Raw genomic sequence first — 13,694 nt, 5'->3', positions numbered from 1 at the left:
CATTGACAATGATGAACAGTTTTTTTATTAGGGTAAATCTAGGGTATGAACAGAACACAGGAAGCATTTGCCGATTTTCAACAAACAGCCATCACTGATGGAGGATATTTAGGCAGAATGCAAGCAGTCACAAATCAAGAAAACCACCTGGCGGCAAAATTGGAAGTGGAGTTAAAGGCGGTAAATGCTAGACTCAAAGCAGCTAGGGTGAATGTTTCCGTCAGAAAATCTGGTAATTCACTGCAACTGAGAACAACCCTACCCATTAAACCAGGAGATATTGATAAAAACGGTATAGGAACAAAGCAATATGATATTTCTTTGGGTATTCCGTTTAATTTTGATGGTTTAAACACTGCGGAAGAAGAAGCTCATGAATTAGGGAAATTGATTGCTAGAAAACAATTTCAATGGACTGAGAAATATTTAGGCAAAACTCGCAATAAGGTTAAAGCAAAAACAATAGGTGATTTGATTGCAGATTTCGAGAGAAATTATTTCCAAACTAGAAAACGTAACCTTAAAAGTGAGAACACATTTAATAGTTATTTCTATATTGCTCAAACACACTTACCAAAAGATAAATCAGCGATAAATGCCAACTTTATTGAAGCTGTACAATGTTGCACATCTTCAGATAGTGTCAAAAATGAGTTAATTAAAGTTATTCGGGTATTGTGTAAATGTTCTGGGTTAGAAGTCCCAGAATTAAGTAATTTAAAAATCAAAGCCAGTTCTACACGCAAGCGTGATATACCTACTGATGCAGAAATAGAGCAGGAATATCTCAAGTTTGAAACTTACTCACTCAACCGCCCAAGTAAATTGCTCACAAGGGAAGATAGGAATAACTGGAAACTGTGGCGTTGGGTATATGGGATGTTAGCCGCTTATGGATTACGACCAAGAGAAATTTTTGTCAATCCTGATTTAGATTGGTGGTTATCATCAGATAATACTATGAATACTTGGCGTGTAAATGAAGAGTGTAAAACTGGTGAAAGAGAAGCTCTACCATTATATCCGCGCTGGGTGGAGATTTTTAATTTAAAAACGGATACAGCAGCAATTGAGTTATTGAAAACGAAAATTATAGATAAAATTACCAGTAAACAAATCAATTCTGCTCGGCATGGTACAGATAGATGGTTTAGATTTGTCGGTATTCCTTTTCAACCCTATGATTTACGCCATGCTTGGGCAATTCGGGCGCATTTAATGGGGATTCCTATTAAAGCGGCTGCCGATAATTTGGGTCATTCGGTGAATATGCACACATCGATTTATCAAAAATGGTTTAGTTTGGAAAATCGCAAGGTTGCTATTGAAGAAGCAATTAAGAAAAAGTCTAAGGTACAAGAATTACAAGAGATAGCTATTGAGCTTCAGCAGGAAAATGAGAAGTTGAGGTTAGAAAATGAGCGATTGCGGTTACAGATAGAAAATCAAGAGTTGATACGGATGATGAATTAAATTTTGTTGCTACTGGTTAAGAATAGTGATTCATTTCACGCAGAGACGCGGAGGCGCAGAGAGTAAGAGTGTGAGAGAGTAATGTTTGAAATTTGGTGGTTCTATTCAAAAACGTCAAATTTCTCATGAAAAATCCTGTGTGTTGAGGAAGAGTAATGTAGTGTTAGTGTAATAGAAATCCGTAGACCTTAATTAACCTATGACCATACAAATTAGCATCGAACTGCCAAATGATGTGTTTTCAGCACTCCGCAGTAATCCCGAAAATTTTGTTCAGGAAATGCGTTTAGCTGCGGCTGTCAAATGGTATGAGGTTGGGATGCTTTCTCAATCTAAAGCTGCGGAAATTGCTGGAGTGAGTCGTCACCAGTTTCTAGAAGCACTGCATCGCTATAATGTTTCACCTTTTCAAGTGACTCCTGAAGAATTAGCCGAGGAGTTAGAGCGTGACTAGACGATGGGTTGTAAATTCTTCGCCATTGATTGTACTTACTAAGATTAATCAGGTTCATCTGCTATTTGAACTCTGCGATGAAGTTATTATTCCTAGTGGTGTGGTTCGGGAAATCTGCATTGCACCAGATAATGATCCTGCAAAGCTGTGGATTTTAAATGAAGGATCTGGCTATGTTCGAGATGTAGAACAAATTGAACCCATGATTGCAGCGTGGGATCTTGGTTTGGGAGAAAGTCAAGTTCTTACCTGGATACATAACAACCCAGGCTATGAAGCAATTTTAGACGATCGCGCCGCCAAAATCGCCGCACTTGCTTTAGGGATGCTTACCAGGGGAACTTTAGGTGTGATTTTACTAGCGAAACAAGAAGGTAGGGTAGAAGCTGCTAGACCAATTTTTGAACAACTAATTCAGGTTGGATTCAGAGTTAGTACACAAGTTTTAGAGTCAGCACTTAGGTTAGTAGGTGAGTAGTGCGATCGCTCTTTGCAAACCATATAGCGGAAATGAGATCGCACTACCGCACTCTCAGACTAAACGCTCTTTTGCTGCCATACTGCGATCATGCCATCTCGATAACTACTCACTAAAACTTGTCCATTATCATTGAAATTAAGCGAGGTAATACGATATACGGTTTGTTGAACGATGCAAATCTCGCTGCCAGTTTTTAGATCCCAAAGTTTGATAGTGTTTGATTCACCGGAGCTTTCAGTAAAAGCCAGAGTTTGTCCATTGGGACTGAAAGCCAAGCAACTTCCCCAACCCCGATGATAACGATTAATAGTCTGTAATTTTTCTCCAGAGCTAACTTGCCATAAGGTGATATTTGCAGTTCCTGCAATTGCTAAAATTTTACCATCTGGGCTTAAAATTACTGGATCTGGATCTCCAGGGTCAGTATCACCTTCAACGTAGTCAGTGTTGATGGTACGAAGCAACCTACCAGTAGCAATATCCCATATTGCAAACTTAGACATACTATGCCGAGTAGCTAAAAAGCACTTGTCTGGACTGAAGATAATTTGGGAAGGAAATCCATAGTCACCAATGAGGCTACAAACAGTTTTACCAGTGGGAACTTGCAGAACTTTAATCTGTAACTTTCCACTATCGATAGTTGTCGATTCTTCTATGATTGCTAATAAATCTCCATACTGATTTAAAGTTCTTGAACTCCAACGTGGTGAGTAAAAATTATCAAGTTCAGGAGCGGGTATCATTGATTGGATTTCCTTACCTGTTGATACTTCCCATAGGACAATATCTGAGTTATTGACACTAACTAGAAATTTACCATCCTGGCTAAAAGTGATTTTTCCAGTAGGGAACGGATGAGATTTAGATTCAAGTGAACGGAGGAAAGAGCGAGTTTGTGTGTCCCAAAGTTTAATTATGTCATTGTAACCACTACTAGCGATCGTCTTTCCATCAGGACTAACAGCTACTTGGTCACGATCCAAAAAACCATTACAACACACTCTAGAAGCTGATACCGCATGACCAGCAAGGGTTTGAACTTTTTCCCCACTTTTTATATCCCACAAGGTAATCCCGCCATTATTGTCGCCATGTCCAGTGGCTAAAGTTTGTCCATCTGGGCTAAATGCAAGTGTTTTAATGGGTTGTTTAGAAACATGGGAAAAAGTCCGAATTTTCTTAGCTGTGAGTGGTTTAAACCACCCCTTTTTAATTTGCCATAAAGTTATTGTGCCAGTTAAGTCACCACTTGCTAAAAGTTTGTTATCTGGGCTGAAAGCAAGGGATACAACTTTATTACCCAAGAAAGCGCAATAACCCCAGATATTCTTAGAGTAATTCTTGACTCCTTCAAACTTACACAATTGTTGACCAGTTAGTACATCTGTTAATAATATAGTGTTTCTCAATAATTCAGTTTCTCCTCTCAGAATACGACCGTTTGCTAATCTAGCGAAGCTATCCCCACAATTACTTGCTAAGATACGACTATCTGAGCTAAAGGCAAGAACACCACCATACTTGTTTTCTCCTGTAACGCCTTGCACTGGGATACTACAAAGCTCTTTCCCCGTTCCGACTTCCCACAGCTTTATTGTCTCGTCATTATCAAAATTATCCAACCAGATTAAGCTGGCAAATATTTTCCCATCCGGGCTAAATTGGTTGATATAAATATCCCTTGGGTTTTCTCCAACAGAAAAATTATGAATTTCTTTCTCAGTAGATGTTTCCCACAGATTAATGATGCCAGTTTTCATATTAGTTGAAACTGCTATTTTCAAATCTGGACTGAGAGCAACACTTTTCCACTTGTAAGCCTTAAAAGGTGACTGTAGTGCTTTGACGCTAACTACTTTGCCCAGTGCTAAATTCCAAATAAAGCCTAAAAAAGTCCAAGTATAATCTAAGGCTTTTTCATTCTGCTTAAAGAATAAATATCTGCAAAAATTGAAATCATCAGAACCTCCAGCAATCTCTAGAAGCTCCACAAAATTAGCAGTATAAAGTTCTTGACCAATCGCCACATCCCAGAGTTTGATCATTTCAGTTGACCCCCCATGATAGCTTGCTAATAATTTTCCATCAGGACTGAAAGCAATCCTATCTACATAGTTGGAAGTAGTAGGTAAGCATTCCCAAATTTGGTTATTATTTTGAGTATTGGGTGGCTCTGCATTTGAGTCCATAACTATAACTTGTCCTTACTTTTGCTAGTTGCTTATCTTTGTCCAATCAATTATAAAATCTTAACCAGTAACATTTTTATCAAAAATCATGTATCCTTATTGACACAAGGTGTAATATAGGGTAAAAAATGAAATGTAAACAAAGCCAATTACTAATTTCTCTGCTTGCCCCAGGGCGGAATTAGGGTGATATAAAATCAAAATCTTGACTCAATTGCATAATCAACAACTTTAGCAAACACGGCTTTACCTTCACGGATAGGCATAGCGAAACCACCACATACAACGTCACCTAATACGTCGTAGGATACGAAGTCTAGGTCTGTGTAAGCACCGTTTTCTTCGAGGAAGTTAATGGCGGTGATGATACCACGACCGGCGCAACCTACACCGGGTTCTGGACCACCAGATTCTACGCACTTAACGCCACGGAAACCGGTCAACATGACTTCGTGGAGTTCTAAATCTTCTACTGCACCGCGTTCAGCAGCCAAGTGAAGAACGGTTGTTTGAGCTTTGGCGTGGAGCATCAAACGGGTGGAGTCGGCTTTAGGGTCGCAACCTACAATCATAATGCGCTGACCCATTTCTGCCATAGCTGCTAGGGTGTTTTGGGAGGTGGTAGATTTACCGATACCGCCTTTACCGTAGAAAGCTATCTGTCTAATATTTTCGTCAGTCATGGTTCTTTATTCCTGCAATTAGTTGGTTAGTTGGTTGGTGGGTCTTTGCGTTTGTTTGTGGGCTGCTCATGCCGGATGGAGCTTTGGCAGTGAGCCTCATGTAGAACGTCGCTAGAAAGGGGGCGAACGCTCCACAGAAAAACCTATAGAATTAGTGTGCATAAGATTTAGTAATTTAGTGCTGAGTGCTAGACTGCTTCGACTACAAGAGTGGGACTGATGCGATCGCGTAATCTGGATTCAATTGCTATCTTTAAAGTTGCTGTAGAGCTAGAACAAGAGCCACACGCGCCTTGCAGCACTACTTTGACAATATCGCCGTCTACGTCGTAGAGTTCTACATCTCCGCCGTCGGCTATCAATACTGGTCTAACTTCTTCATCTAATACTTTTTGGATCAGGGCAATCTTCTGCACGTTGGTTAACGGTCGTTTCTGCCCGGAATTAGCTATTTCTTTAGCAGGGTTCACGCCATTTGTGTTGAGATTCGTTGCGGCGTTCTTTTCCTTTACATCTTTAATGATATCATCAATCTTAGCTAAACAAGAACCGCAACCGCCACCAGCTTTAATGTAATTTGTTACATCTTCGGCACTGGTAAGATTATTCTCTACAACCACGCGACGAACTTTGTTTTCACTGATACCAAAGCAAGTGCAAACTAACGCCCCTTCATCATCGTCATCATGGGTGGCGAGAGGAATGCCACGATAGTTATATATAGCAGCTTCTAGAGCTTCTTGACCCATGACAGAGCAGTGCATTTTGGCTTCTGGCAAGCCACCGAGGTAATCAGCAATGTCTTTATTAGAAACTTTTAGGGCTTCATCTAAGGTCAGACCCTTAATCATTTCAGTTAATGCGCTAGAAGATGCGATCGCACTGGTGCAACCAAAAGTTTGGAAGCGAGAGTCAACAATCGTATCAGATTCGACTTCAACTTTGATGTGCAATCTCAGCGCATCACCGCAAGCAATACTTCCTACTTCTCCCGTGGCTAACTTCACGCCAGGTTCGCCGATGTCTTCGATCACTCCCTGATTTTTGGGATCGTAAAACAGTTCTAATACTTTATCAGTGTATTCCCACATATTTAGTTCCGAGTGCTGAGTGAAGAGAGGTGATAGGTGATAGGTGATAGGTGACAGGTGACAGGTGATAGAAAATTATCTGTACCCTGTAACCTGTACCCTATCCCCTAATTAATGATGAGCCAATGTTTGTGCTTGTGCTTGCAGCCAAACCGCTTCGTCATTTTTGAAGGGAGAGAGAGCGCGGAGGCGTTCGACAATTTCGGGCATGACTGCGATGACGCGATCGATTTGTGCTTCTGTAGTGTAGCGACAAAGACTGAAGCGAATCGAACCGTGGAGGGTTGTATATGGTAAACCCATTGCCCGCAGGACGTGGGATGGTTCGAGTGAGCCAGAGGTACAAGCCGAACCAGAGGACGCACAGATGCCATATTTGTTTAGGGAGAGCAGAATAGCTTCGCCTTCGATGTATTTGAAACCGATGTTAGTGGTATTGGGCAATCTCTGCGTAATATCACCATTAACTTCACAGTCAGAAATTTTAGCGAGTAAGGTTTGTTCCAGGCGATCGCGCAGCCTTGTTTCTTTCTTAATCGCTGTTTCTATGTGCAGTAATTCCAATTCTGCGGCTTTACCTAAGCCCACAATTCCCGGTACATTCTCTGTACCTGCGCGCCGGCCGCGTTCTTGGTGTCCACCAATCAACAAGGGGCGGAATCTCACACCACGCCGCACATACAAAGCCCCAATACCCTTGGGTGCGTGGATTTTGTGACCAGATATGGTTAACATATCGATGGTGCTGGTCTTCATGTTCAGAGGTATCTTACCTACTGCTTGCACCGCATCTACATGGAAGATTGCGCCACGTTCCTTCACCCGCATCCCAATCTCTTCAATGGGGAATATAGTTCCGGTTTCGTTGTTGGCATACATAATTGTCACCAAGGCAGTGTTACCTGTCAACGAGGCTTCTAGTTCATCTAGATCCAATTGCCCGTGACGATTTACTGAAAGATAGGTAACACTATAGCCTTGGGTTTCTAATTGTTTGCAGACATTCAAGACTGCGGGGTGTTCAACTTGCGTAGTGATGATGTGACGTTTTTCTGGTTGGGCTAACAATGCAGCGCGAATGGCGGCATTATCACCTTCAGTTCCACAACTAGTAAAAATAATTTCTGATTCATCAGCACCCAACAAAGCTGCAACTTGTTCTCTGGCTGTTCTTACTGCCTTCCCAAGTTGCCCCCCGAAGGTGTGCATACTAGAGGGATTGCCGTAATACTCGGTCAGGTAGGGCATGATTGCCTCTACAACGTCTGGGTCTACCTTAGTGGTAGCATTATTGTCGAGATAAATAACACTCATCTTTATACCCCTAAGATTTCACCCTGATGCTTTTGCAACTGTTCGGAAAATTTCTGAGAATAGAAGTATCCACTATCAAATATAATGAAAGTCGTATCTATGGGTTGTTATGGAAAATTGGGGCTACGCGAGAGTTAGCGGTGAGGAACAGCAAACAGATAAAGGTGCGTTGCGTAAGCAAATAGAACGCTTGCGTAACGCTGGATGTTCAAAAGTGTACTGGGATATTCAATCGCGGACAACTGAAGTCAGGGAAGGGCTACAACAACTAATTAATGACTTAAAGACATCTGCAACGGGTAAGGTAAAATCATTGCAATTTACTCGGATTGATCGGATCGGCTCATCATCGCGGTTGTTTTATTCCTTGTTAGAGGTATTGCGCTCCAAGGGAATTAAACTGATAGCCTTAGATCAAGGAGTTGACCCAGACAGTCTTGGCGGGGAACTAACGATTGATATGTTACTGGCTGCTGCCAAATTTGAGGTGAGAATGGTGACGGAGAGGTTAAAAAGCGAACGTCGTCATAGGGTAAACCAAGGAAAAAGTCACCGAGTCGCCCCATTGGGATACCGCATCGACAAAGATAAATATGTACGCGATTCCTCACCATGCGTTTGCTTATTGGCAGGACGAAGAGAATTAACGGTATCTGACTTAGCCCAGTATATTTTTCAAACTTTTTTTGAATGCAGTTCCGTTGCTGCTACTGTACGTAAGCTGCACTCAGATTTTGGCATCGAAACAAAAGTTCTCAATTGGAACAAGCTAGAAAAATCTTCCCGGATTGTTAGCGACGATGACTTAGATACAATTGCCTTTACACCAAATAAAACTAACCACCCCTTACGTTATCCGTGGTCTGGGCTAAGATGGTCAATCCCTGGCTTAAAAGCTTTATTAGTCAACCCTGTTTATGCTGGGGGTCTGCCTTTTGATACTTACGTTAAGTCAAAGGGAAAACGTAAGCACTTTGACGAATGGAAAGTTAAATGGGGAACCCACGACGATGAGGCAATCATTACCTGTGCCGAACACGAACGCATCAAACAGATGATTCGAGACAATCGCAATAATCGATGGGCTGCAAGAGAAGACAACGAAGTGAACCCGTTTTCTAATTTACTTAAATGCACCCATTGCGGCGGCTCGATGACACGCCACGCCAAACGTGTAGATAAGAGTGGACAAGCTATCTATTATTATCAGTGCCGATTGTATAAAGCTGGCAACTGTAGCAATAAAAATATGATTTCATCCAAAATATTAGACATCCAAGTGGTAGATTTATTGGCACAAGAAGCCGAACGATTAGCGAACTTGGTGGAAACAGATGAGCCGCTTATTGTAGAAGAACCCCCAGAAGTCAAAACGCTCCGCGCATCCCTGAATAGTCTGGAAACATTGCCAGCAAGTTCAGCAATTGAACAAATCAAAAATGACCTCAAAGAACAGATTGCGATCGCACTGGGAACAACAAATAATGCTTCTAAACAATCTCTAATTGCCAAGGAAAGAATTATACAGGCTTTTGCTCATAAAAGTTACTGGCAAGGACTAAATGCCCAAGATAAACGAGCAATCCTCAATGGTTGCGTCAAAAAAATCTCCGTAGATGGTAATTTTGTTACAGCTATTGAGTATCGTTACTAGCCAATGTTGCGATCGCACTGTTATGGCTGTTGACTGTTGATGGTTAACAGTAGCTGTAGCGACTGTCTTAAAAGTCAAGCGATCGCTAACAAAAAAGTGGGAGTGGAAACATGGACGCAACTGAGGAGCGCTGCGCTAGATTCGAGGGTGTCTGGTACGGGCTACAAGCTTGTGGCTAGATAGTCTAGATAGTCACAGCCCGCACCAGACACTACGCTGCGCCGCCGAATCTTCCTCAGTTGCTGGATCTCTGGTGTAGGCAAAAAGAGCATGAAAAATTTACCCAAGTGGTGAGAATCCATGATTGGGGATGCTGGGCGATGGCTGATGTCATCCGCAAATAAAGTATAAAAACTGCTAAATTCCTAAGTGTTAAGAATCGGTTGTAAGTTGTCAGAAATCTGCCAAGGAGAATTATCTCGCACCATTGCATTTAAAATGACTAACATCTTATGAACGCAAGCAGTCAGAGCTAATTTTTTAGCTTTACCACGGTCAATAAGGCGAGTGTAAAAATCCCGAATGATGGGATTGTGACGAATGGCAACCACAGCACCCATATAAAGAGAAGCACGAAGATGACCACGACCACCCTGAATCATCCGTTTACCTTTATGTTGACCACTATCATGATTAATTGGTGCAACACCCACTAGACGAGAAATTTGTTTACCAGTCAGTTGACCAAGTTCTGGTAATTCCGAAACTAGAGTAGTGGAAATGACTTGACCAATACCAGGAGTAGTTTTGAGTAAGTTGACTTTAGCAATTAATTGGTGATTGTTTTGAGTTAATTGCTCAATGTCAGAATTAATTTGCTCCAAACGTTTATCCAGGTAATCAAGATGTGCCTCAATATCCGCTAAAGCCTTACCACGAGAGCGTGAGCGGCGGTTTTTCTCCGCCGTCTGCATTTCGACTAATTGTCTTCTACGACTAATTAATTCACTTAACTGACGTGCTGATTCTGTTTCAATAGCTAATACCAATTTAATATGAAGCTGCATAGAAAAGAGCTTCTAAAATAAAGTTATAAGATGAGATAGACATTACCTGCTCAAATGTTAATTGCTCGAACAATTGTTGTATGCGAGTGCGTAAGTCTTGTAAACAAGAAAAAAGTTCATTATGAAGTGATTTTTTGAGATACTGCCAAAGCCTCTCAATGGGATTAAGTTCGGGGGAATGAGGTGGTTGAAGTAGAGGAATAATATTTTCAGGCCAATTAATTGTACCACTGATATGAGCAGGCAGGGCGAACGCATCTAAATATAGTACATAAATACTAAACTAAGGCTGGAAAAAAGGCAGCGTTCGCTCATGGGATAGAGGTTGAGCAATGAGGCTTTGATGGTAAAGTCATAGTAAAAATAGTAATATTGCCCAAGGAAAGCGTGAAGCTCAAGCCCAAAATCACCTAGAGCGGTAAAACTTGCTAGAGTAGATTTTTAATGATTGAAATAGGCGTAAATAGGTAAACCAAAATTTTCAATAATAACGAATTTACTAGGTTTAAGTTTTTGCTCTAGCTAGCTTTGCCACGCTAGCATATTTTTGGGATGCCTCCGATTCACTCAGCCCTGCTGTGTTATTTTGCATTGCTTAGTCTAAATTCCAGTATGTAACGTCCGAGATGGAATATCCTGCTTCAAACTAGCAAAAGCTCAAAGCCAATTTCCTAGTAGAACATAAGAAGACCAGAAGTATGGGCGTTTGTCCTGATTCATGAGAAACAGTTGCATATTCTGAAGTGCTGCTGATTTATTCACTCCAGTCTTCAGTTGTTGATAAAACCGACTCATACCTTCAGTGACAGATTTATCATCTACTGACCATAAAGTCGCTAGAGTGCTACGCGCTCCCGCCCGCACAGCTATACCAGCTAGTCCCAAAGCTGCTCTTTTGTCTCCTCTGGCGGTTTGACAAGCACTTAGTACCAATAATTCAATAGGGCTAATCTGATTAAACTCGCTAAGTTTAACTAAGTTCTCAAAATCTTTAGCCTTGAGTAATTTATCCCAAGTGAGAATAAAGGTTTCTTCGGGATTGGAACTAAACTCACCGTGAGTAGCTATATGAACAACGGAGAAGAATTTTGATTTTAGTTGCTTCTGTAGGTTAGTTTTGGTAAATGTGTGATTGAATAGTTGTTGACTTAGAGATACTTGTGACCTAATTTCTGCTAATTCACGCCCTACATTTTGGAGTGTAGGAAATTCGCGGTTTTCAATTCGGCGTTGTTCTCCGACTCCACCTGTTAAAATACTTAACTTAATATTTTGCAGAGGTTTGGGTTCAATAATTTGTAAACTAGGTGCGTAGGCGATCGCATATTTCTCTACTAAATATTTTTCCTGTTGCTGATCATAGAGAACAGCTATCGGGATATTCCGTAATACACCATCCATAACAAATACTAAAGTTTTGATACCACTGTTGGTCAGTTCTGTTTCGATTGGTCTGATTAGCCAATCATATACCTGGTGAGATTTTTGCTGTACCTTAATAGTTGCAGTCACATCTAGCAGGTATTTTCTTAGTTCTGTTATGGTATTCTCAAATTTATCTTGGGCTACTATTGTCTTATGTTGCAGCAATTTTTCTTGTGATGGTAATTTCAGGATCACCTCTAGGCGGTCTGGCAAAATAATCGGATAGATAAATGCTGCTTGTGGGTCTTGTTGTTCAACTACTAGATCAATTGTTTGTTTCGGCTGTAAACAGGCTGACCGAAAGAAATTATCCAACTCTGCCAATTGTAAGGATTCAATGACATCACGAGCTTGCTGGAGACGCTCTTGATTGTTAGCCAATTCCTTTGATCCTGAAGTAGTAATATCTTTATCTGTTTGCAACAGCAAATCTACTAACTCTCTATATACTGGCTCGACATTTTCCCGGAAGGAAAACTGCACGTCTGAGTTAAACGCCACTAAATCACTACGCAGAGATTGTAAAGTCTTGTATGCTGAGTTGTATAGAGTAAGTGCTTCTTTAATATCCCCTCTAGTTTTGAGTAAACGTCCTAACTGCCATTGCCACTGATAGCTAATATCCGATGCTTGAATACTATTAGAGATCAATAAAGCCTTTTTTGTCAGGTCTTCTGCATTAGCTAATTGGTCAGTTTGCATATATAACCAGCCCAGAGTACCCATAGCATAAGATTCCGCTCGCTTATCTTCTAAGCTTTGCCCCTGTTCCATAGCTTTTGCCAAAATTTGGGCAATATCTAACCATGAATGAATATCTAATGTAGATTTCTGTTTTAGTTTGGCTAAATTCTGAGCAAAATTAACTTGAGCGTAAATTGCCATGCGACTGGGAGGCAACTGATTAATTTCCGACTGAATTTGAGGTGATAACTCTGCGGCAGTTTGCCATTGTTTTCTTTCTACTAGTAAGCTAAATTGATTCAACAGCAATTGAACGCGGGTACTTGTGGGAATAGATATGTTGAGAGCTTGTTGATAAAAGTTGAAAGTGCCTTGAATATCACCTTTGAGGCGGGCTGTATTCGCGAGACTGATGAGAGCCTCCGCAACTTGTTGATTTGCTTGGAAGGATAAAGCTACTTTTAAACTCTGCTGTAATATCTGCGTTGATTGATCTAAATCACCAATTGCTTGCAAAACGTCACCGAGGCTACGCAGTCCAGTAGCCTTTAGAGGTGATTCTACTTGACTTTCTAATTTTTTCTGAACATTGATCAGCATTTTCTGAGCTTGAGAGTAAAATCCCAAAACTTGCAAAGCTTGGGCTGAATTAATGCGATTGCGGATTAATTGAGTGTGTTCGCCGATTTGCGTATAGAGATCAGCAGCTTGTTGCCAAGTTTGCAGTGCAGCTTCCGTTTGTCCTCGTTTTAATTGCCAGCGTCCTTTGACATCTAGAGTTTGAGCTAGAAGGAGCGATCGCTCTGGAGATTTTTCTAGTGCTTCTAATAACTCTAGACTTTGAGCGATCGCTGTTTGTGCTTCTGTCCATAAGCCAAGTTCTTGTTCAGCTAAGGATAAATTCCTTAAAGTCATTGCCTGACGCAATTTATCCCCTTCCGCAGCATAGTTTCTGGCAACTTGCTGTAAAATTTCGATAGCATCACCAAACCGTTTAGCTTCGTACAAATCTCTACCCTGTTGTGCCAACTTTTCTGTGTTATTTAAATCTGAAGCGAGTAGTTTTAGCCCCACCCTCTGAGCTGTACTAGGCAAAATCATTCCTACTAAAAATAATATCACCAGCATAATTAAGCTGATATGGCGTTGCCATTTTTTTAGCAGATGTGTGCTTTTTTCTGGTAATATTTCCCAAAATTTACCAATTTTTAACAACATATTTTATATAACTTGAAT

Annotated in this window: 9 protein-coding genes and 2 pseudogenes; 4 read left to right on the top strand and 7 right to left on the bottom strand. The window is 41.0% G+C overall.

Translation table 11 applies throughout. The annotated features are described in order from the left end of the window. The first annotated feature begins 45 nt into the window (after positions 1–45). From L6494_RS14730 to L6494_RS14720, 3 genes are all read left to right on the top strand, one after another. Positions 46–1,473 (top strand): integrase, encoded by a 1,428-nt coding sequence (locus L6494_RS14730; protein ID WP_237988465.1) that lies wholly within the window; start codon positions 46–48, stop codon positions 1,471–1,473. Positions 1,474–1,672: 199 nt separating this feature from the next. After that, positions 1,673–1,927 carry a UPF0175 family protein gene (locus L6494_RS14725; RefSeq protein WP_237988464.1) on the top strand — a complete coding sequence of 85 codons (255 nt, stop codon included), beginning with the start codon at positions 1,673–1,675 and terminating at the stop codon, positions 1,925–1,927. Then, entirely contained in the window at positions 1,920–2,405 is a 486-nt protein-coding gene (locus L6494_RS14720; protein WP_237988463.1) for a DUF3368 domain-containing protein, read from the top strand. Before L6494_RS14725 ends, L6494_RS14720 begins: the two co-directional genes overlap by 8 nt. Positions 2,406–2,464: 59 nt before the next feature. On the opposite strand, the gene L6494_RS14715 is transcribed toward L6494_RS14720, so the two are convergent. From L6494_RS14715 to nifS, 4 genes and pseudogenes are all read right to left on the bottom strand, one after another. Next, positions 2,465–4,600, bottom strand: coding sequence for a WD40 repeat domain-containing protein (locus tag L6494_RS14715; protein ID WP_237988462.1), 2,136 nt, complete (start codon positions 4,598–4,600; stop codon positions 2,465–2,467). A 242-nt stretch (positions 4,601–4,842) separates the two neighbouring features. Continuing rightward, positions 4,843–5,283 (bottom strand): annotated as a pseudogene (locus L6494_RS14710) (AAA family ATPase); the annotation flags it as partial. A 188-nt stretch (positions 5,284–5,471) separates the two neighbouring features. After that, positions 5,472–6,374 (bottom strand): Fe-S cluster assembly protein NifU, encoded by a 903-nt coding sequence (nifU, locus tag L6494_RS14705; protein ID WP_237988461.1) that lies wholly within the window; start codon positions 6,372–6,374, stop codon positions 5,472–5,474. Positions 6,375–6,485: 111 nt separating this feature from the next. Continuing rightward, positions 6,486–7,688, bottom strand: a complete 1,203-nt coding sequence (gene nifS, locus L6494_RS14700; RefSeq protein WP_237988460.1) for a cysteine desulfurase NifS — start codon at positions 7,686–7,688, stop codon at positions 6,486–6,488. Between the two features lie 109 nt (positions 7,689–7,797). Between nifS and xisF the strand changes: the two genes are divergently transcribed. After that, complete coding sequence (gene xisF / locus L6494_RS14695; RefSeq protein ID WP_237988459.1) at positions 7,798–9,342, top strand: fdxN element excision recombinase XisF; 1,545 nt, start codon at positions 7,798–7,800, stop codon at positions 9,340–9,342. A 365-nt stretch (positions 9,343–9,707) separates the two neighbouring features. Here the strand turns inward: xisF and L6494_RS14690 are convergent. The 3 genes and pseudogenes from L6494_RS14690 to L6494_RS14685 all read right to left on the bottom strand — a co-directional run. After that, positions 9,708–10,328, bottom strand: a pseudogene (locus L6494_RS14690) (IS110 family transposase); the annotation flags it as partial. 4 nt (positions 10,329–10,332) lie between these two features. Further along, positions 10,333–10,509 carry a hypothetical protein gene (locus L6494_RS31175; RefSeq protein ID WP_442947015.1) on the bottom strand — a complete coding sequence of 59 codons (177 nt, stop codon included), beginning with the start codon at positions 10,507–10,509 and terminating at the stop codon, positions 10,333–10,335. 497 nt (positions 10,510–11,006) lie between these two features. Beyond that, on the bottom strand, positions 11,007–13,676 hold the full coding sequence (locus L6494_RS14685) for a CHAT domain-containing protein (RefSeq protein WP_237988457.1): 2,670 nt from the start codon (positions 13,674–13,676) through the stop codon (positions 11,007–11,009). Between the last annotated feature and the right edge of the window lie 18 nt (positions 13,677–13,694).

Origin of the sequence: Nostoc sp. UHCC 0870 (genome assembly GCF_022063185.1) — a bacterium.
In the GTDB taxonomy this organism is placed as follows: Bacteria; Cyanobacteriota; Cyanobacteriia; order Cyanobacteriales; family Nostocaceae; genus Trichormus.
Note: the sequence above shows the minus strand (reverse complement) of the source record. Positions and strands in the feature narration are given on the sequence as shown.